17 protein-coding genes, 2 tRNA genes and 1 pseudogene are annotated in these 19,267 nt (G+C 59.1%); 5 read left to right on the plus strand and 15 right to left on the minus strand.

The genetic code is table 11. The annotated features are described in order from the left end of the window. The first annotated feature begins 55 nt into the window (after positions 1-55). Positions 56-1,483 (plus strand): sulfatase family protein, encoded by a 1,428-nt coding sequence (locus HAD_RS10190; RefSeq protein ID WP_035570863.1) that lies wholly within the window; start codon positions 56-58, stop codon positions 1,481-1,483. A gap of 372 nt (positions 1,484-1,855) precedes the next feature. Here the strand turns inward: HAD_RS10190 and HAD_RS18575 are convergent, their stop codons facing one another. From HAD_RS18575 to HAD_RS10205, 4 genes are all read right to left on the minus strand, one after another. Beyond that, a complete protein-coding gene (locus HAD_RS18575; RefSeq protein WP_156942220.1) occupies positions 1,856-2,029 on the minus strand; it encodes a hypothetical protein in 174 nt (57 codons plus the stop codon). Positions 2,030-2,154: 125 nt separating this feature from the next. Then, entirely contained in the window at positions 2,155-2,373 is a 219-nt protein-coding gene (locus HAD_RS10195; protein WP_156942221.1) for a hypothetical protein, read from the minus strand. A gap of 261 nt (positions 2,374-2,634) precedes the next feature. After that, positions 2,635-2,711 (minus strand) — tRNA-Pro (locus HAD_RS10200). Between the two features lie 61 nt (positions 2,712-2,772). Continuing rightward, positions 2,773-3,645 carry an acyl-CoA thioesterase gene (locus tag HAD_RS10205; protein ID WP_035570867.1) on the minus strand — a complete coding sequence of 291 codons (873 nt, stop codon included), beginning with the start codon at positions 3,643-3,645 and terminating at the stop codon, positions 2,773-2,775. Positions 3,646-3,833: 188 nt separating this feature from the next. Between HAD_RS10205 and HAD_RS10210 the strand changes: the two genes are divergently transcribed. After that, entirely contained in the window at positions 3,834-5,621 is a 1,788-nt protein-coding gene (locus HAD_RS10210; RefSeq protein WP_035570868.1) for a long-chain-acyl-CoA synthetase, read from the plus strand. Here HAD_RS10210 and HAD_RS10215 read toward each other — a convergent pair. The 3 genes from HAD_RS10215 to proB are packed head-to-tail and all read right to left on the minus strand — an operon-like array spanning position 5,618 to position 8,669. Then, positions 5,618-7,090 (minus strand): RimK family protein, encoded by a 1,473-nt coding sequence (locus HAD_RS10215; protein WP_035570869.1) that lies wholly within the window; start codon positions 7,088-7,090, stop codon positions 5,618-5,620. The two genes, HAD_RS10210 and HAD_RS10215, sit on opposite strands and share 4 nt — an antisense overlap. Before the next feature lie 14 nt (positions 7,091-7,104). Then, positions 7,105-7,557, minus strand: a complete 453-nt coding sequence (locus tag HAD_RS10220; protein WP_035570874.1) for a GNAT family N-acetyltransferase — start codon at positions 7,555-7,557, stop codon at positions 7,105-7,107. After that, positions 7,554-8,669 carry a glutamate 5-kinase gene (gene proB / locus HAD_RS10225; protein WP_035570875.1) on the minus strand — a complete coding sequence of 372 codons (1,116 nt, stop codon included), beginning with the start codon at positions 8,667-8,669 and terminating at the stop codon, positions 7,554-7,556. The genes HAD_RS10220 and proB overlap by 4 nt, the downstream gene beginning before the upstream one ends. 101 nt (positions 8,670-8,770) lie before the next feature. On the opposite strand from proB, the gene HAD_RS10230 reads away from it, so the two are divergent. Then, positions 8,771-8,998, plus strand: a complete 228-nt coding sequence (locus tag HAD_RS10230) for a hypothetical protein (RefSeq protein ID WP_035570876.1) — start codon at positions 8,771-8,773, stop codon at positions 8,996-8,998. Between the two features lie 3 nt (positions 8,999-9,001). Here HAD_RS10230 and obgE read toward each other — a convergent pair whose 3' ends face one another. From obgE to HAD_RS10250, 4 genes are all read right to left on the minus strand, one after another. Next, on the minus strand, positions 9,002-10,048 hold the full coding sequence (gene obgE / locus HAD_RS10235) for a GTPase ObgE (protein ID WP_035570878.1): 1,047 nt from the start codon (positions 10,046-10,048) through the stop codon (positions 9,002-9,004). Between the two features lie 18 nt (positions 10,049-10,066). Beyond that, positions 10,067-10,582, minus strand: coding sequence for a GNAT family N-acetyltransferase (locus HAD_RS17995; RefSeq protein ID WP_051596108.1), 516 nt, complete (start codon positions 10,580-10,582; stop codon positions 10,067-10,069). A 132-nt stretch (positions 10,583-10,714) separates the two neighbouring features. Further along, on the minus strand, positions 10,715-10,984 hold the full coding sequence (gene rpmA / locus HAD_RS10245; RefSeq protein ID WP_035570880.1) for a 50S ribosomal protein L27: 270 nt from the start codon (positions 10,982-10,984) through the stop codon (positions 10,715-10,717). Positions 10,985-11,025: 41 nt separating this feature from the next. Continuing rightward, positions 11,026-11,652, minus strand: a complete 627-nt coding sequence (locus tag HAD_RS10250; protein WP_035570882.1) for a 50S ribosomal protein L21 — start codon at positions 11,650-11,652, stop codon at positions 11,026-11,028. Between the two features lie 180 nt (positions 11,653-11,832). On the opposite strand from HAD_RS10250, the gene HAD_RS10255 reads away from it, so the two are divergent. Then, a tRNA-Ser gene (locus HAD_RS10255) sits at positions 11,833-11,922 on the plus strand. A gap of 350 nt (positions 11,923-12,272) precedes the next feature. Here the strand turns inward: HAD_RS10255 and HAD_RS10260 are convergent. After that, on the minus strand, positions 12,273-12,566 hold the full coding sequence (locus HAD_RS10260) for a hypothetical protein (protein ID WP_035570883.1): 294 nt from the start codon (positions 12,564-12,566) through the stop codon (positions 12,273-12,275). 128 nt (positions 12,567-12,694) lie between these two features. Between HAD_RS10260 and HAD_RS10265 the strand changes: the two are divergent. Next, a pseudogene (locus tag HAD_RS10265) lies at positions 12,695-13,399 on the plus strand (IS6 family transposase). A 60-nt stretch (positions 13,400-13,459) separates the two neighbouring features. Here HAD_RS10265 and HAD_RS10270 read toward each other — a convergent pair. The 3 genes from HAD_RS10270 to HAD_RS10280 form a co-directional block, all read right to left on the minus strand. Continuing rightward, positions 13,460-16,024, minus strand: coding sequence for a PQQ-dependent dehydrogenase, methanol/ethanol family (locus HAD_RS10270; protein WP_051596110.1), 2,565 nt, complete (start codon positions 16,022-16,024; stop codon positions 13,460-13,462). A 113-nt stretch (positions 16,025-16,137) separates the two neighbouring features. Continuing rightward, a complete protein-coding gene (locus HAD_RS10275; RefSeq protein ID WP_035570886.1) occupies positions 16,138-17,094 on the minus strand; it encodes an NAD(P)H-dependent flavin oxidoreductase in 957 nt (318 codons plus the stop codon). Further along, positions 17,084-19,135 (minus strand): CaiB/BaiF CoA-transferase family protein, encoded by a 2,052-nt coding sequence (locus tag HAD_RS10280; protein ID WP_035570887.1) that lies wholly within the window; start codon positions 19,133-19,135, stop codon positions 17,084-17,086. The genes HAD_RS10275 and HAD_RS10280 overlap by 11 nt, the downstream gene beginning before the upstream one ends. Positions 19,136-19,267 lie beyond the last annotated feature (132 nt).

Raw genomic sequence — 19,267 nt, forward strand, 5'->3', positions numbered from 1 at the left:
CTTGAGTTGAGCCGCAGAAAACGACAAGACAACAGAGAAGTCGGAGGGAAACAGAATGACACAGCGTAAGATATTGGGACCCACTATTGGCCGGCGCAGCTTTCTGGCCGGCGGGGCCTCCACGCTGGCCTTGGCAGCGTGCGCTGGCGTTACCTCGGCTGAGACAGTGGGAATCCGTGCACCGAACATTGTATTCATTATGGCAGATGATCTCGGCTATGCTGATCTTTCATGTTTCGGCCGGCGGGATTATGAAACACCGCATATCGATAGCCTGGCGCGTGATGGGGTGAAGCTGACTCAGGCCTATGCCAATTCCCCCGTCTGCTCGGCGACCCGCACCGCATTGATCACCGGACGCTATCAATACCGCTTCCCGATCGGTTTGGAGGAGCCGCTGGTTAATCGCGATGTCGGTCTGGAGCCGGAGGTCGAGACCTTGCCACGCGTCTTGCAGCGCGCTGGTTATTCAACGGCTCTGGTTGGCAAATGGCATCTCGGTGCATTGCCTGACTATGGTCCGTTGAAGAGTGGCTATGACCAGTTCTGGGGCTTCCGGAGTGGCAGCGTCGATTATTTCAGCCACAATACGATCGGCGGTCATGATCTGTGGGACGGTACACAAGAAGTGCATGAGACCGGATATCTGACACAGATGTTGGGTGATAGGGCGGTGGATGTAATCGAAGACGCGAGCAAATCACACCAACCCTTTTTCCTCAGTCTGCATTTCAGTGCGCCGCACTGGCCTTGGGAAGGACCGAACGATCTTGACGAATCCAAGAGAATTCAATCCTCGGGTCTGCCAATCTGGATCGTTCACTTGGATGGGGGATCAATTGCCGTCTATGCAGAAATGATGAAAGCCATGGACCGTCAGGTTGGCCGGATTCTCGACACGCTGGATCGGTTGAACATCTCCGATAATACAATTGTTGTATTCACAAGTGACAATGGAGGAGAGCGCTTCTCAGACACATGGCCGTTCACAGGGCGCAAAACGGAACTGTTGGAAGGGGGAATCCGGGTGCCTACGATTGTACGGTGGCCAGCTGAGCTGCCAGCGGGTGCCGAGAGTGAGCAGGTTTGCATGTCCATGGACTGGCTGCCGACGTTGGTTGCTGCAGCAGGTGCCCCAATGACGCCCGGCCTGGAGAGTGACGGGATGGATCTGCTGCCCAGCTTGCGCGGTGGAAAGCCACAGGAACGCACGCTCTTTTGGCGCTACCGTAACTTGTCCCAGCGCGCATGCCGGTCGGGCAATCTGAAATATCTCAAGATTCTCGAAAATGAGTTTCTGTTTGATGTCGTGGAAGATCCTCTGGAACGGGCCAATCTCAAGGACCGCCAGCCGGACGCATTTGAAACCCTGAAGGCGGACTATGCGGCTTGGGAGGCGACCATGCTCCCCGAGGATCCCGAAGCGTTTACTCACGGTGCAAACGGCGCAGATTTTGCCGACAGGTTCGGTGTTGGCGATTAAGTGCGTCGCTTCTCGGCTCAAGAAACAGGTGTTCACAGATTATCTGCTGAATGGTCTTACCGGTTGTGTTCAGTAAATGACGAAATCAGCTGTGGGGGACGGAATAGTTCATGCCTCCGTGACGACTGCGCGCATACTGCAAATGCACCTGGCAGTGGTCGTCCCCCAAATAATTCTTTTGGCTTTGTCTGATTCCAGTCAATGTCAAAAACCGGAACAATACAGATCATTCAGAACGCGCAAACCTGTCTCTGCGAGTGTGACGCCTCACTCGTGAGCATGCGTGTGGAGCGTGGTAGAGGGTGGAACCAGGCTGCCCTCTGGTCCATCAGGAACCTTGACGGTCGCTAAGTGAATAGAGTGGCAGTTCAGCTATTTATTCCCAACGGCGCTCCGTTCGATGCCCGCCGTGCCGGGATAGACTGGGGTATGCGTATCGTTCCGCAACGACTGAATGGCCATATATAAAAGAATGCAGTTTATGATCAGCATGATAATCAGTTTCCATGCGGGAAGATCATACTTTGCTGGATCATCATCAATCATCAGCTTAGCGCTCGTAGCTCCAGTGGAATGCCTGCTCTGATAAAGTAGGTGCCATCGCCTTCATGCTTTTGGGGAATCATAACTTGTGATTTTGGCTATTCAGGATTGCGATTTCTGATGTCCTCTTACCCGCCCACCATGCGGCGGCGCCTGAGTTCGAGCAGAGTTTCGCGTGTATCGACCCCAGCGTCTTCCAGCGCCTTTGCTGCAATCAGATTCGCGTCTGTGTCACTGCCGTCCGATCTCACGATCTGGAGCTTCCAGGCTTCACTGCCATTCGGCGTGATGGCCAGGCAGAGGTCGAGGCCTCGGTGTCCCGGTGGTGTACCTTTTCGGCCCTTCATGGTCCCGATTGAGGCGCTGAACATTGGTTTAGGTGAGCTTGAGTCGGTTATTCGCCGAGTCTTCTTGCTCTTTTTCGAGTTTGAAGATGGGGGATTTCAAGCCCTGCGCCATCCGCTCCACCTCTGAGCCACGTTGGGACGTCGGAATTTGTCCGGCTTTGTCCCGTTTGGCCGCAAAGCAGAAAGGTGCAACTTCCGCGTTGGGGGGCTAGTAATTACAGGGAAATCTCAAAGGCACGGGCGTGTTGCCCGATGAGAAAATGGTCGGAGCGATAGGATTCGAACCTACGACCCTCTGGTCCCAAACCAGATGCGCTACCAGACTGCGCCACGCTCCGGACTCCCGGTGTAATGATCGCGCTCGCTGGTGCAAGCCCTTTTCGCGGTTGCGAACAGTGATCAGCGCTTTTTTCGGGTCGGACGCATCAGGCCTTCCTGCGCCACGCTGGCCACGAGGCGTCCATCCTGGGTGTAAATCGAACCGCGGTTGAAGCTGCGCGCGCCGCCGGCATAGGGGCTGTCCATGGAGTAAAGGTGCCATTCGTCGAACTTGGTCGGCGCATGGAACCACATGGCATGGTCGAGGCTGGCGGACATCAGCTCGCCGGTCATCCAGGAGATGCCATGCGGACGGTTACCGGTGCCGAGCAGGGCCATGTCGCTGGCATAGGCCATCAGGCAGTGGTGCAGCCACGGGGCCTCGTCGATCTTGCGGGCGACGCGGACCCAGAGATTCTGCTGGTCGCTGGCCTTTTCCGGTTTCAGCGGGTCCAGCGGATCGATTTCCCGCATCTCGATGGGCCGCGGGCGCAGGAAATGGCCGCGATGGCGCTCCGGCACTTTCTCAGCGAATTTGCGGCGCCATTCGATGCGGTCGCCCAGGGATTCCGGTCCTGGCACCTCAGGCATGTCGTGCTGGTGGTGCCAGCCGTCTTCCACCACCTGGAAACTGGCAGCGAGATTGAAGATCTGCTTGCCATGCTGGATCGCGACGACCCGGCGGGTGGTGAAGCTGCCACCATCGCGCGAATGGTCGACCTGGTAGATGATCGGCACGTTCGGGTCGCCGGGGCGGATAAAATAGCAGTGCAGTGAATGGCAGGGCCGGTCTTCCGGCACGGTGCGATAGGCCGCAACAAGGCTCTGCGCGATGACCTGGCCGCCAAAAACGCGCTGGCTTTCTTCCTCATCCGGGCTCTGCCCGCGGAAAAGGTCGGTTTCGAGCCGCTCGATATCAAGCAGTGCCAGCAGATCGCTTACCGGATCAGTCATTCTTGTGTGCCTCCCATTGTGCAGTGCAGCAGATACAGGACCCGGCTGCAGATGCAATACCTGCCAGATTATGGGGCCTGTGTGCGGGCAAATCGATGAAATTTCAACGATTCCCGAACCGGCCCGTTCACCCTGTTTCGCTAAGGTGACCGCTAACGACACTCTGGTGATGTGTGAGGCGGTTGTCGATGAAGGCCCTGTCAAATCTGCAGCGTGATGCAAAATTCCTCACGGGGGCGCTGAGTCTCCTGAAATGGACCAAGGGGATTTCCCCCGACAGCGATTTCCTCGTGCCGGATGACTTTGAGCGGGCCGTGGACGAGCACGCCATTCGCATCGCTTTCCGCTTTGAAGGCCGCCTGACCGCCTATGCCGAGTTCGATGCTCATGCGAACCGCTACGCCCACTGGGCGCTGCAGCGCGGCCTGAAGCAGGGCGACGTTGTCGCACTGCTGATGGAAAACCGGCCGGATTATGTCGCCGCATGGGTCGGCCTGTCGAAGGTCGGCGTGGTCGCGGCACTGGTGAACACGAATCTGGATGGTGAAGGGCTGGCCTACAGCCTGAACATTGCTGGCGCGCAGAAGCTGATCACGGGCACCGGCTTCGAGGCCGCCGTTCACAGCGCCCAGCCCTTCCTGGAAGGGCCGCTAGATGCCTGGTCCCTGAACAGCCCGGTCTTCCGCGACATCGCCGCGGAATTGAAGGACATGCCAACGTATCGGCCGACGCGCCTGCGCCGGGCGGGCATGAAGGGCAAGGATACCTGCCTCTTCGTCTATACGTCCGGCACGACCGGTATGCCGAAGGCGGCGAAGCTGACCCATGCCCGGGTGCGCACGCTGATGCGCAACTTTATCGGCCCGTGCGAGATTACCCCGAAAGACCGGATCCTGGAGGCTTTGCCACTCTATCATGCCACCGGCGGCGTCTGCGCGGTCGGCGCGGCGTTGATGAGCGGGGCCAGCTTGATCCTGGAGCGCAAATTCTCCGCAAGCCGCTTCTGGGACGATGCCGTGCTGAACGGCGCGACGCTGTTCGTCTATATTGGCGAGATCTGCCGCTACCTGCTGAACCAGCCGAAACGGCCGGCAGACAAGGCGCACCAGATCCGCGGCGGGTTCGGCAACGGGCTGCGCGAAGACGTCTGGGCGCGTTTTGCTGACCGGTTCGGCGTGTCGGACTTCAAGGAATTCTATGGCTCCACCGAGGGCAATGTCAGCCTTCTGAACATTGATGGAAAGATCGGGGCCTGTGGCCGCATTCCGCCATGGATGAAAAAGCCGTTTGCCCATGTGGCGTTCGTCAAGCCGGACATGGAAACCGAACAGCCGCTGCGCGGCGAAGACGGGTTTTGCGTGCGGGCGGGCGTCGATGAGGCCGGCGAAGTGCTGGGCCGGATCGGAGAGGACAACCGCACCCGCTTCGAAGGCTATACCGACAGCCGCGATACGGAAGGCAAGGTACTGCACGATGTTTTCGAAAAGGGGGACATGTGGTTCCGCACAGGTGACCTGATGCGGAAAGACAAGGACGGCTACGTCTACTTCATCGACCGGATTGGCGACACGTTCCGCTGGAAAGGCGAGAACGTGGCCACGAACGAAGTCGGTGAAGCCTTCTCACACATCCAGGGTGTGGAGACGGCCAATGTTTATGGAATTGCCGTGCCCGGCGCCGATGGCAAAGCGGGCATGGCGGCAATCACGGCGTCGGATGAACTCGACATAGCTGGTCTCCACCGGCTACTGGCAGAACGCCTGCCGGGATATGCCATACCGGTCTTCCTGCGCGTGCAGAAGGAGCCGGAGACCACGGGCACGTTCAAGTACCGCAAGATCGAACTGGTCAAGGACGGGTTCGATCCGAACCAGGTGCATGATCCGCTCTACGTCTACAACGCCGAGGAAGACCGCTACGAGCCGATGACCGAAGAGGTCTACAAGAAGGTCGTGAATGGCGGCGGCCGTTTCTAGGCAACCCGGCCCATGCGCTGTTCAAGGCGCGTCGAAAACCAGGAAATCAACCGGCGCCACAACTCGTCCTTCAGAATGGCGCCTTCGACATCATGGTCGATCGACGGATTGTCATTGATCTCGATGATCATGACGCCGCGCTCGGTCTCTTTCAGGTCCACGCCGTAAAGGCCGTCGCCGATGAGGCGGGCGGAGCGCATGGCGGCATCCACGATGGCGGGCGGGGCATCCTCGACCGCGACCGTCTTGAAGCCGCCTTCCGTGGTTTTGCCGTCCGGGCCGTGTTTCACGATCTGCCAGTGGCCGCGGGCCATCCTGTATTGGCAGGCATAGAGCGGCTCGCCGTTCAGCACGCCAATGCGCCAGTCGAACTTTGTGGGCACGAATTCCTGCGCGATGACGAGGGCGGTTGTCTCGAACATGGCCTTCACGCCGGTCTTCAGCTCCTCCAGCGTCTTCGCCTTCACCATGTTGGAGCCGAAAGAGCCATCAGGTGTTTTCAGGACGACCGGCGAACCCAGCTTTTCGAACACGGTTTTCAGGTCTGAATTCTCGTCCAGGATCTCCGTTTGCGGAATGGGCAGGCCGGCTTTCTCCAGGATCTCCTTCAGGTACACCTTGTTGGTACAGCGGATCATGGAGTGCGTGTCGTCGATGACGGGCATGCCTTCCTGCTCGGCCCTGCGGGCGAACTTGTAGGTGTAGTTGTTGATCTGCGTTGTGGCGCGAATGAACAGGGCGTCGAACTCAGCGAGGCTGGTCAGGTCTGACGGCTCGATGATTTCGACTTCTACGCCCATCTTCGCCGCGACGTCTGCGAGGCGCTTGATCGAGGCCGGCTTCGATGGGGCGGTGTGCGTTTCATTCGGGTCGACCAGAACGGCGAGGGCCCATTTGGCGGGGGCCTTCGTCTTCGGCTCGCTGATCCGTCCGCTCGTATAGGCCTCCATGGCGCGGAGGAAAAATTCCCGCCGCTCACCTTTCAGCTTCTGGGGCGGCACCATGCGTACACGGGCAATGCCGTGCGGGGCAGTCGGGTCGAACTCGACTTCCAGGGCCGGGACACGAAACCAGTCGGAGACCTCGCGGGCGAGGCGCTCATAGCCTGCCGTTTCCGGCTTCGAGAAAGCGACGAACAGGCTGCCGATCTCCGGCGCCTCTTTGGCGCGCGCGTCACGCAGGCGTTCGCCAAGATCGGGCAGGGCGTGATTGTAGAGACCCTTGGCCGACAGCTCGACCATGGTCTGCACGCTGGGACTGACCCGGTGTCCGCGGGCCTCTGCCAGCAGCGAGGCGTAGTAGCCTTCCGACTGGTACCCGTAGGACCGGCAGAGATTCAGGATATAGGGCCGCCGTCCGGCGAACAGGGCCGGGCGGGCGATATAGTCCGATACACGGAGCACTTTGTGCGGTGTTTCGGCTTGTGAAATGTCGTTCGCGTTTTCGACGAGAATGACCCAGTCGGTCATGAAAGTGCTGTGCCTCAGAGAAGGATGGGTTTTTCCATCCGGGCTGCTGTTTCCCCGTCCGGATAATAGGACGGTATTTTCGCCATTACGCGGAAATCGTGGCGTTCGTAAAGCCGGATTGCAGTGGCGTTGGACTGGCGCACTTCCAGGCGCACCCGGTCACAGCCCCGGTTGCGTGCGTCGGCTTCCCCGGCAGCCAGAAGCGCGGCCGCGACACCCTTCCCGCGATGGCTGGGCGCGACGGTGATGGAGTAGAGCCGGGCCACTTTCGTCCCTGTGCGGTAGAGGTAAACAGCGGCACCGCAGATTTCATCATCAGAAACAGCGGCATAGGCCATGGACTGCCCGCGCAGCAGCCGCCGCCAGGTCCGGACGGGGAACCGGTCGTCCGGCGGAAAATTCTGTTCCAGCGCCACAAGAGCGGGGATATCGGTTTCGATGGCAGGCCGTATCCGGGCCGTTGTCACGTGCGGACCATGTCGTCGCGGTGGACGATGGCGGGTCTGCCGCGATAGCCGAGGATTGCCTCGGTCTCGTCGCTCTGGCGTCCGGCAATGCGCTGGATGTCCGCAGCGGAATAGGCCGTGACCCCGCGGGCGATGATCTTGCCTTCCGGGGCCTTGATGGCGACGGCGGCGCCTTTGTCGAAACTGCCTTCCACGCCGGTGACGCCGACGGCCAGCAGGCTGGCGCCGTCCTTCAGGGCGCGGGCCGCGCCTTTGTCGACGGTGATGAACCCTTCCGGCTGGAGATGTCCGGCGAGCCAGGCTTCGCGGGCACGTGCCGGGGTGATGTTGGCACGGATCAGAGTCGCCCGGGCGCCTTCGGCGAGGGCCAGCAGCGGGTGCTCGCGGTTGCCGATCGTGATGACGGTGGAACAGCCTGCCGCATGGGCAATACGCGCCGCGGCCAGCTTGGTGACCATGCCGCCGGAGCCGACACCCGCCGACGTATTGGCGCCAGCCGCCATGGCATCGTGTTCCGGCGTCAGCGCGTCCAGCACGTCGATATGCGTCGCGTCCGGGTGGCTGCGCGGGTCGGCCGTGTAGAGGCCGTCAATGTCGGACAGGAGGACCAGCAGGTCCGCCCCCATCATCTGGGCGACGCGGGCGGCGAGGCGGTCATTGTCGCCATAGCGGATCTCTTCGGTGGCGACCGTGTCGTTCTCGTTGATCACCGGCACGATGCCGGCTTCCAGCAGGGTTTCCAGTGTGGCGCGGGCGTTCAGCCAGCGGCGGCGGATTTCCGTGTCTGTCGGTGTCAGAAGCGCCTGGCCGGCCGTCAGGCCGTGAGGACTGAAAGCCGCCGCGAGGGCGGCCATCAGGCGCGGCTGGCCGATGGCGGCAGCAGCCTGCTTCTGGTCCAGCCTTGCCGTGCCCGCAGAGCCGATCTCCGCCCGGCCCAGCGCCACCGCGCCGGAGGAAACGAGGATGACCTCCTGCCCATGCGCCCGGCAGGCGGCGATGTCGGCGGCCAGCTTCTCCAGCCAGGCAAGCCGGGGGTGTCCGTCTTCGGCAATCAGGGCCGATCCGGTCTTAACGACAATACGCTTGGCTTGGGCGAGGACGTCAGCAATCATGGCGCGCAGCGATACATGAGTGTGGCCTCCGCCGGAAGGAAAAAGTCGAGCGTTGACAAGGCGGGCCGTTGCGCCTCAGTGAGGCGAAAAGAGAGGTGCCCATGCCGCAATTCAACATGATCCTGATCACGCCCGAACAAGCCGCCGGCCATGATGTGCTGGAGCACACGGCAGGCACGCCTGCGCGCGAAGGCGGCGGGGACGAGACCTATCGCTGCGGACGGTGCAAGACGACGCTGCTGGTGGATGTGGCTCATCATGATGCGCATGGTGTAATCGTAAAGTGCGGCAAGTGCGGCGCGTTGAATACCGAACCGCACCACCACTAGGTCCTAGAGGGGCGTCCAGCTGTCATCCGTGTCCGGATTGGCTTCTGCTTCCAGCTCCGCCTGTATGCCCAGGTGCCGGGCGACCTCATAGAGTGCTGGCTTCACACCCTGTCCGGTCACACCGGAAATGAGCAGCGGCTTGCCATCGTATACGGTGGCGAGTTGCTTTGCCTGTTCCTCGACGAGTTCGGGGGTCAGCGCATCGATCTTGTTGAGGCAAACGATCTCCGGCCGCTCGGCCAGTTCGTCATCATAGGCTTCCAACTCGCCCCGGATGGTCCGGTAGGCGCCGGCGACATCATCCTGCGTGCAGTCGATCAGGTGCAGCAGCACTTTGCAACGCTCCACATGGCCCAGGAAGCGGTGACCAAGGCCTGCGCCATCTGCTGCCCCTTCGATCAGGCCCGGAATGTCGGCCAGCACGAAGCGCGTGCCGGGGCCGAGGTCGACCACGCCAAGGCCGGGGTGAAGCGTCGTGAACGGATAGTCTGCGATCTTGGGATGGGCTGCCGTCACGGTCGACAGGAAAGTGGACTTGCCGGCATTCGGCAGGCCGATCAGGCCGGCATCGGCGATCAGCTTCAGGCGCAGCCAGATCCATGCCTCTTCGCCTTCTTCGCCCGGATTGGCGCGGCGCGGCGCCTGATTGGTCGACGATTTGAAGCGCATATTGCCCCAGCCGCCATTGCCGCCCTGTGCCAGCAACACGCGCTGGCCGACTTCGGTCAGGTCCGCGATCAGGGTTTCCTGATCTTCCTCAAAGATCTGTGTGCCCACGGGCAGCTTCAGGACGACATCGTCGCCCTTGGCGCCGGTGCGCTGCTTGCCCATGCCGTGGCCGCCGCGTTTGGCTTTGTGGTGCTGCCGGTAACGATAGTCGATCAGCGTGTTGAGGCCCTCAACCGCTTCGGCCCAGACGTCGCCGCCCCGTCCGCCATCGCCGCCGTCGGGGCCGCCATATTCGATATACTTCTCCCGCCGGAAGGAGACACAGCCTGCGCCGCCCGTTCCGGACTGAATGTATACCTTGGCCTGATCGAGGAACTTCATGATGCTCTCTTACGTGTTTCAGCCAACGCGCGCCATGTCGAAATGATCGACGCGCTCGCCCCGGCCCATACAGAATACTTTGCGCCGGTCCGCCTTCATGAACCTCAGCTTTTCCAGCACGCGGCCTGAAGCCGGATTGTCGACCAGGTAGCCGGAGACGAAGGCGCGTTCGCCCCGGTCGCGCAGCCACTGCAGCAGCGCTCCCGCCGCTTCGGTCATAAAGCCATTTCCCCAGGCAGACGGCGCCAGCCAGTAGCCGACATTGAAGGGCAGGTGCGTGTCCTTCCGCTCGCCGCTGACGACTCCGATCAGGCGCTTGTCCTGCTCGATCGCCAGGATGTGCCTTGTGTTGGTTTCCCGCCCGGATGGGTGCTTTGCGATCCAGTCTTCCGTCTGTGCCACGGTTTGGTGAGCCGGAATGCTGACCACCATTCTGTAGATCTGTGGCTGGTTCACCAAATCGGTGATGGTGGGAGCGTCTTCCAGCCAGATGCGACGCAAGGTGAGCCTGTCTGTGGTTATGACGGCACTCATGCTGTGACTCCTTCCTGAGTCGTTAGCCAGCAGGGGAGACATTGAAAAAGGGGGAGACAGTGGCCTGCCTCCCCCTGGAAACTGATCGTCTGAAGCGATCCGGCCACGTTCCCGCGGCCGCGCTGTCAGCCGCTATTCTGCTGCTTCCGCTGCCGGTACAATGTTTACGTAGACGCGGCCCTTGGCCTTCTTCGCAAACTCGACCTTGCCCTCGGTAAGCGCAAAGAGGGTGTGATCACGGCCCATGCCGACGCCTTTGCCCGGCCATTTCTGGGTGCCGCGCTGACGCACGAGGATGTTGCCCGGGATGACATGCTCGCCACCGAACTTCTTCACACCGAGATACTTCGGATTCGAATCGCGGCCGTTACGGGACGAACCACCTGATTTCTTATGAGCCATAGTCTGCTCCTGATCCTTTAGCGGAGGGCCTTATACAGGCCTTATGCGTCTTTTGCGAGTTCTTTTGCCTGCTCGACCCAGCCGTCCTTTTCGAAGCGGCCGGAAAGACCCAGCTGCTCTTCCAGTTCGGCGATCTGCGCGTCGGTGAGGGCGGCGACCTGAGCGAAGGTCGTGATGCCTGCGCCGTTCAGCTTTTTCTCAAGCGCCGGGCCAATGCCGGTCATTTTCTTGAGATTGTCGGCAGCACCTGCTTCGGCGGCCGGGGCAGCAGCGGCCTCGGCTTTCGGCGCAGCGGCTTCAGCCTTCGGGGCCTCTTCCGTCTTGGCAGCAGCTTTCTTGGCCGGCTTCTTGGCGCCATCGGCGCTGATTCCGGTGATTTTCACCACGGTGAGGTGCTGCTTGTGGCCGATCGTGCGGCGGTAGGTCTGGCGCTGGCGCTTCTTGCGGGTGATGACTTTGTCACCACGGGTCTGCTCAGCAACTTCGCCGGTGACAGCCGCGCCAGCCACGAGGGGCGCGCCAACCGTCACATTTGCGCCTTCGCCCAGCATCAGGACGGTATCGAACACCACATCCTTGCCAGCGTCGGCATTAAGCTTTTCGACAACAATCGTATCGCCTTCAGCGACCTTGTATTGTTTGCCACCTGTCTTGATGACCGCGAACATGGGTCTCATCCTTCCGGCATGGAAATAAACGGGATTCGCGCGGAGCCGTCGCCGACCCCGCGCCTGAAGCGGGGGGTAAACACCAAAGCGGCAGCGCTGTCAAATATCATCTTCAGGCGTTTTCAGGTGGTTGAAATCTGCGCGCAGTCATTATAGGTGACGGCGCTTCAACACCGGCGCGGAGAGGTGCTAGAGTGGTTGAATAGGCTAGTCTCGAAAACTAGTGAACTCGCAAGGGTTCCGAGGGTTCGAATCCCTCTCTCTCCGCCAGCCACCCCCTCATACAGAGAAAAGTACCGCTACCTCCGCGCAAAGCCCCACACACCGCGGGCTTTCGCGCCAAGGCTGCGTCTCCGTTTCCGGAACAGGGTAGATTTTGCGCCCAAAATCCGCCGCCGTCTCCATTCGCCAAATGCAACAGTACCCTCAGGCCCGATTTCCCTGATAACCCGCGATTTACAGGGAAAATTGGAAAAATAACAGGGAAACGTCCCGCAGTGCGCCTGGAAACACACGCAAAATCAATAGGTTTTGGGTAAATTCCCTACTTCAGGAACAGGGAATTTCCTGAAGACGAACAGGGAAATGTTTTCGGAGAACAGGGAACCAGATTGCCGGTATCAGGGAGCTGCGTCAAACCCCAGCGCTGCCCATTGCTCATCCCAGTCCAGTGGAATGTCGGACGTTACGAGCTGCGTCAGCGTCAGCCCCTCGGGCTGTCGTCCATCCAGGATCGCCCCGACAATTGCAGGCGACAGGAATGCCAGCTGAATGCGCTGCCGGACCATCAGCGTCTGCCACCCATAACGCTTGGCGATGTCCTTCATGAGAATGCCCGCCTTGATTTCCTCCAGCCAGGAATGGGCAAGGGCAATCATCCGGATCAGTTTCGGGTCAGGCGCCGTTTGGACCACCCCAAAAACCAGTCTCGATTCCTTCCCGCGTCGCCTGACCCCGAACGGCGCTTCAAGCCGAAGCTTGGTACTGGCATTGTCAGGGCAAATGGCCTTGAGGCGTAGGGCTGGGCGTTTAGCCTTGGAAGATGACCAAGAACCCGTTCCGCTATTTCAAGACGTCAGCTGAAATCATCCAGCTTTCGGTGGTGATGTAAGTCAGATTTCCGCTGTCGTTGCGCAATGTGGAAGACCTGCTTCAAGAGCGCGGGATCGATATATGCCATGAAACGGTCCGTCACTGGGTCGACCGGTTCGGGACTTTCTTCGCGCACAAGATTCGCAAGCACCGATCTGAAAGAATGAGACAATCGCCGCAATGGCAGTGGCACATGGACGAGGTCTTCGTGAAGATCCGTGGGCAGACTCACTATCTGTGGCGAGCGGTCGATCACGAAAGTGAGGTTCTGGAGTCCTTTGTGATGAAGACTCGGGACAAGGCTTCCGCATTGAAATTCATGAGAAAAGCAATGAAACGGTACGGGAATCCGCAGATTGTGGTGACGGACAGGTGCCGATCGTATCGGGCTGCCATGAAGGTGATTGGAAATGCCGGGCGCCAGGAGTGTCGCTGGCATTTGAGCAATCGCGCCGAAAACTCACACTTGCCATTCCGACGAAGAGAACGCGCAATGTCCCGCTTCCGGCGAATGCGAAGTCTCCAGAAATTTGCTTCAGTCCATTCGTCTGTATACAATCACTTCAATCATCAAAGGAATGTCGAGAGCAGGCCCAGGTTCAAATCGCTACGTGACGCCGCTCTTCGCGAGTGGCGCGAACTTCTCGTTGCGTAGCACCCGGTAGTCCGCGAATATCGGAGACTGGTTTGCACCCGTCTGACAGCACCATCGTGACTAATCTGAATTCATGGTCTTCAGAAAGGCGATGATGTCGGCGCGTTGCTGTTCGCGGGGGATTTTGATCGCCATAGCTGTGCCGGGCGCAAATTCTGAAGGCGACGCGAGAAAGGCGTTGAGCTTTTCGGGGGTCCATGTCCCTTCGAGGCCGGACAATGCGTCTGAGTAGTGTACGCCTTTGGATGATGCGATATCTTTTCCCACAATGTTCCACAGGTTGGGGCCGATGCGCGTATCGCCACCCTTTTCAAACGTGTGGCAGCTAGAACATATTGTTGCTGCGCGTTTTCCCGCCACGGGATCTCCACCTGGCAGGGATCCTTGTTTTTCCGGCTCCTCCTGCCCTTGCGAAGATACACTTTCCTGTGGGCCAGCCGCCCAGGCTGCTTTTTGATAATCTGCGACGGTGCGGTTGATCTCTAATGGCGATTGTCCCGCCCGAAGGGATTGGGCGACAAAGATGACATAGGCACGCAGATCCTCAATATCCTTTGTACTCAGATGGTTCTGCATGGGCATGCCACGCTCGGCGAAGGCGCCTTCGCGGATGATTCCCTGGTAATTGTCGAAAACGGCTTTGTTAGATCGCGCGAGATTGGGAATTGCGCCGCCATTTCCGCCTGGAAAACTGTGGCAGCCGACGCAGTTCTGAAAATAGTGCGTATAGCCCCAACCAATATCGACCGGGCTGGCGTTTGTGGTTAGCTCCGTAAGTTTGCGCCGGTCCGAAGGACGTTTCGGTGGCGTCTCCGCCGTCCCTCCGAGTTTGAATGTGTACACAGTGCCGGAGTAGAGGGCGTCGGTAAGACGAAAGGTCTGGCCTTGGCCGCCACCCCATTCGGCAATGATTGTGATATATTGCTCTCCATCAACCAGATATGTGACGGGTGGAGCGATAACGCCCGAATTTACATCGAACTCCCAGAGGACTTCACCGGTTTCCGTATCACGGATACGGAAGAAACCTTCTGCGTCCCCCTGCATAAGAAGGCCTGTGGTGGTGGATAGGAGTCCACCATTGTAGCGACTTGGTTGTGGGATCGCCCAAACTCGTTCCTGCCTGATTGGGTCGTAAGCGATGAGTTCGCCGCTGCTTACTCCTGGTGGAGGAGCATTCGGATCAATCACTTGTTCGTTCCAGGCACGGAATGGAATTGAGACCGCAATGTCGCTGCCGCGTAGAACTCCGCCCGTCATATTGGGCGAGTCGTCGTTCGTTCCGTAAGGTGAAGACTGAATAACACCTGGAATATAAACAAGCCCGGTTTCATGATTGTAAGACATCGGGAACCAGTTGTGGGCGCCATGAGAGCTTGGCGTAATCCAGTGGGTCCGGCCGTCTTGGTATCGTGCATTGTCAGTCTCAATCGGTCTTCCATTTTCATCAATGCCGGTCGCCCAGTTCATATAGCTGAATGGCGCAGCCGAGATGAGTGTGCCGTTCGTTCGGTCGAGCACGTAGAAGAAGCCATTTTTCGGCGCCTGCATCAGCACTTTGCGGCGTTCTCCGGCTATGTCGAGATCGGCGAGAATAATGGGCTGGGTTGCAGTATAGTCCCAACTGTCGCCGGGTGTGGTCTGATAATGCCATTTGTAGGCGCCGGTTTCGGCGTCCAAAGCGACGATACTCGAAAGGAAGAGATTGTCGCCCCCGTCGGGGCTGCGGATCGCGCGGTCCCAGTTTGACCCGTTGCCGACACCGACAAGAACCTGGTTGAACTCGGGATCGTAGACAATGCTGTCCCATGCTGTGCCGCCGCCACCGTTTTTCCACCATTCGCCGGTCCAGGTCTTCGCCGCCATTTCGAGTTCTGGTTGCTCCAAGGGTTGCGATGGATCCCCGGGCACTGTGTAAAAGCGCCAGACCTGATCGCCGGTCGCTGCATCGTATGCCGTAACAAAGCCGCGGACATTCGCGTACTCTGCGCCGCCATTCCCGATCAATACCTTGCCGTTTGCAATCCGAGGTGCGCCGGTGATTGAGTAGTTGCCACCGTCCGGTACGGTCATGACGGACCAGTTTTGTTCACCGGTCGCCGCATCGATGGAGATAAGGCGTCCGTCCAGTGTGCCAACGAAAACCGCGCCCTTGTAAAGGGCAAGCCCCCGATTTACGACGCCACAGCACAAATCGATCGCTTTGACCCGTGGGACTTCTGGGTCGAAGGTCCAGATCTGTGTGCCGGTGCGCGCGTCGACTGCGTAAACAACTGACCAGGGCCCGGTGAAGTACATAATTCCATTAACGACGAGCGGCGTTGCCTGAACACCACGTGTCGAGGTGAGTTCCAGGGTCCATGCAAGCCCGAGTTCGCTCAAGTTTTCCTTTGTGATCTGGTCGAGCGGTGAGTATCGGTCTTCACTGTAATTTCTGCCATAGCTGAGCCAATCTCCTGGCGTTTCGTCTGCTGCCCTGAGGCGCGCGTCATCGACCGTCAGCGATGCATCTTGATGCGAAGCCGTTGCGCTATTCTCGCTATTGGTCGTCGGCGCCGGCCCGCCACACGTGGCAAGGACTGCAATTGCGACCAGAATTGAAATGGACTTCAAGACGTAAGTCATCGGCAGGACCTCCTCCTATGCACCGCTTGGCGGGTGTTTAAGCCACTCAAGCATATTAGAGTGGTTGGGCCGCTGCTCGGGTCGGCATGCATCATGTCTGTGATGGTGGCATATCAGGCAGTGGTGCGAAGAAGATTGTTTGCGAATGCGCGCTTCGATCGGTTGTATTCGTCGATGATCCGGTCGCAGAGGTCCGCGGCGGATTCCACGGATTCGATCATGCCGACGCCTTGCCCGGCGGACTTGATCTTTGAGTAGCGTGCGCGCGCAGCCTGATTCTGAACGCGCTGACCGGGTGTGTAGGCGGCAATTTCATCTGGGTCCAGACCTTCCTGGATAAGGCTCGGGCGAAGCCAGTTCGCCGGTGCTCCGTCCAGTGCTGCCGAGAAAAAAATGTCCTTAGCGGTTGCTGCGACCATCATGTCCCGTGTTGCGTCATCCGACAGGCATTCGCGGGTGGCGATAAAGCGGGTGCCGAAGTAACATGCGGATGCACCCATGGCTTGCGCGGCGAGAATGTCTTGGCCCGTGCTCATGCCTCCCGCAAGTATGATTGGCTTGTCAGTCACCTGACGAACTTCATTCAGGAGGGCAAAGGGGTTGATCGTACCCGTGTGTCCACCTGCGCCGGCGCATACGGCAATAAGTGCGTCGGCACCTGCTTCCGCAGCTTTCTCCGCATGCCTGGCCGACGCGATATCGTGGAATGCGACTCCGCCATAATCGTGGATACGCTTGAACACATCGTCAGGAGCACCTTTCGAGGTAAGAATAACTGGAACCCTGTGCTGAATGCAGAGTTCGAGGTCTCCCGGATAGCGCTCGTTCGTCGGATGAACCACTAGGTTGACGGCGAATGGCGCGGGTGCCTCCATCTCGGCGAGACCGCGTTCCATGTCCTCCAGCCAGTTTGCAAAGACGTCTCGATTGCGAGTGGAATGTGCCGGAAAACTGCCCATCACGCCACGCGAACAACATGCCAGCGCAAGAGGTGGGTTCGAAACGAGGAACATGGGCGAAACGATAAGCGGTACTTTCAGGCGACCGCCGAACGTGAAGTCAATCGACATGGGGCGTTTCCTCACGGGAGTTGAGAATGATGTGAGTATGCTCGCCTATTCCAGGCGCATTGCTGTGGATCCGCATTGGCGTTTGCAGGAGTTGAAACGGAAAGCCCTTGACCAAGTCGCCGCTTGGGCTGGTCGCAAAGGCCCCGGCGGAGCGGATGGCCGGCGCATCGGACAGGTCCTTTCCACTGCGTGCCACTGCTGCGCCGATGCCTGCGTCCAGAAGTGTTTGAGCGCAGTCGGCAGCATTCCATAGCGCGGCCCAGTCCATCAGAGGACAGCCCGATAAGAGGGCTTCAAGGAGGGCGGGGTCCTCACAATTCACTGCGACATACTCGCCGTCTGCACAGCGCAGCATATTTGGGGCATCCGGTCGACGGAAAATCGTATCAGCAGGTCTGGCATCGCTGGCTACGCCGTCCGCGACCCGGGCAATAATATCGCCGATTTGGTAGATGGCGCAGTCTCTTTGCGAAATATCGAGATGCCGGGCGACGCCGTTATGTCGGCACATGATGGCCTGTGCCGCGATCACTGCAGCGCCATAGAGGCATACTGTCTGGTCCGGATAGTTCAGGTTCCGTCCTGAAATGACCGGGACGCCATCATCATAGCTTGTCAGAGACGCAAATCCCGAACTTGCTTCAAGCGTTGACCCGAACGTCGTGTGGTGGGCTCCCGGGCCGGACAGTCCTTGTCCCGAAATAGAGGCGAGCAGGATTGTCGGATTCGCCTGCACTAAACGCTCGAAGGTGACGCCCAGGCGGTCGAGCACACCGCGACGGAAGTTTTCGACAACGATATCGGCGGTTTCAGCCAGTTTCAGAAATTCTCTCAGGCCTTCATCGGTCTTCAGGTTCAGAGTGATGCCCTGTTTGTTTCTGTTGTTGCTTTTGAACAGTGGTGAGTCACCACCGGCCGCTCCGGCCCAGGAGCGGAAAGGGTCGGGGTAGGTATCGGATTCGACCTTGATTACTGTCGCGCCCATATCGGCAAGTAGCGCAGATACGCCAGCACCAGCAGTAATGATTCCAAGATCAAGAACCCTCAGGCCGCTTAGCGGAAGCGAGCCATCAGAATCCTCCTTGGGCGTACCACCTGTCATTTCCCGCTCAATCCTGTGCGGCAAAGCTGGAGCGATGCTGCCTTCCGGTGTTCTTACCAATGCGTTTCGATGCGTAAGCAGTGGGTCGGCAAACAGGTCCTCAATTGTCGACACAGGGGCTCCGGGAACTTCCCGCTCAACAAAGATCTTTGCAAGATCGGCTTTGGTCAGGCCGGCGCACCATTCGGCTATCGGAGCCATATAGTCTGCACGATGTCTGGCCCGGCTGCTAAAACTGCTGAAGCGTTCATCGTTCAAGACAGGATTGCCGATCATTTCGATGACCTTGTTCCAGTCTCTCTCTGTGTAGACGAAGGCGACATGTCCGTCCCTGCAGGCGAGGACCGGCCATTCAGCGCCTTCGCCCTGGCGTTTCAGATCTTCACCAAGCGTACCGGCGATGGCGGCTTTCCAGTTAATCCAGGCGAGCGCCGCCTCTCCATGCAGCCAGGCCTGTTCTGCCCGTCCATGCCGAAACCGTGCCGCAGCGACAGCCGTCAGTGCGGCAAAAGCGGCATAACCGATCGTATGCGCCCCGTAGTTTGCGGCAGGAACCAGAGGTGCGCGGTCAGGATCACCAAGAAGACGGGCCAGTCCGGAGGCAGCAAAGAGCGTATTTTCGGACTGCCATCGCTCGAGTTCGATAGTGACGCTGCTGATAGATCCATCGAGGCATTTTTCTCTGCCGGATTGTGCGGCACGCAGAATAACGCGATGCCGCCCATTGGAAGTGTCGTGAGCCCAACTGATCGGAGACGTTTCAACTCGGGCAGGCTCAATGTGGGATAACTGTGCCAGGGCGGGGCCCTGTTCTTCTGCAGAGATATAAGTTCTCGCACCGAGTTCGCACGCGATCTTGGCTGCGAACTGAACAGCAAGACAGGCTTGTGGGGACGAATTCTTGTCGAAAATCTGCAGAAGGTCAAAATCTTGAAACAAGCGGCACTATCCTGTCATTCTCACTGTTCTTCTTGTTGAGGAGTACGGCGCGCAAAACCAGCGCCGTTCTTTCGGAATCACATACATGATGAACTGGGGGCGTGCGTACTGCGAACACGCATGATCTGGCTA

It is taken from the genome of Hyphomonas adhaerens MHS-3 (genome assembly GCF_000685235.1).
Classification (GTDB): Bacteria; Pseudomonadota; Alphaproteobacteria; order Caulobacterales; family Hyphomonadaceae; genus Hyphomonas; species Hyphomonas adhaerens.

Excerpts from the sequence above, each read along its gene's own strand:
- HAD_RS10190 (WP_035570863.1), top strand. The coding sequence starts at position 56 with ATGACACAGCGTAAGATATTGGGACCCACTATTGGCCGGCGCAGCTTT.
- HAD_RS18575 (WP_156942220.1), bottom strand. The coding sequence starts at position 2,029 with ATGATTGATGATGATCCAGCAAAGTATGATCTTCCCGCATGGAAACTG.
- HAD_RS10195 (WP_156942221.1), bottom strand. The coding sequence starts at position 2,373 with ATGAAGGGCCGAAAAGGTACACCACCGGGACACCGAGGCCTCGACCTC.
- HAD_RS10205 (WP_035570867.1), bottom strand. The coding sequence starts at position 3,645 with ATGACTGATCCGGTAAGCGATCTGCTGGCACTGCTTGATATCGAGCGG.
- HAD_RS10210 (WP_035570868.1), top strand. The coding sequence starts at position 3,834 with ATGAAGGCCCTGTCAAATCTGCAGCGTGATGCAAAATTCCTCACGGGG.
- HAD_RS10215 (WP_035570869.1), bottom strand. The coding sequence starts at position 7,090 with ATGACCGACTGGGTCATTCTCGTCGAAAACGCGAACGACATTTCACAA.
- proB (WP_035570875.1), bottom strand. The coding sequence starts at position 8,669 with ATGATTGCTGACGTCCTCGCCCAAGCCAAGCGTATTGTCGTTAAGACC.
- HAD_RS10230 (WP_035570876.1), top strand. The coding sequence starts at position 8,771 with ATGCCGCAATTCAACATGATCCTGATCACGCCCGAACAAGCCGCCGGC.
- obgE (WP_035570878.1), bottom strand. The coding sequence starts at position 10,048 with ATGAAGTTCCTCGATCAGGCCAAGGTATACATTCAGTCCGGAACGGGC.
- HAD_RS17995 (WP_051596108.1), bottom strand. The coding sequence starts at position 10,582 with ATGAGTGCCGTCATAACCACAGACAGGCTCACCTTGCGTCGCATCTGG.
- rpmA (WP_035570880.1), bottom strand. The coding sequence starts at position 10,984 with ATGGCTCATAAGAAATCAGGTGGTTCGTCCCGTAACGGCCGCGATTCG.
- HAD_RS10250 (WP_035570882.1), bottom strand. The coding sequence starts at position 11,652 with ATGTTCGCGGTCATCAAGACAGGTGGCAAACAATACAAGGTCGCTGAA.
- HAD_RS10270 (WP_051596110.1), bottom strand. The coding sequence starts at position 16,024 with ATGACTTACGTCTTGAAGTCCATTTCAATTCTGGTCGCAATTGCAGTC.
- HAD_RS10275 (WP_035570886.1), bottom strand. The coding sequence starts at position 17,094 with ATGTCGATTGACTTCACGTTCGGCGGTCGCCTGAAAGTACCGCTTATC.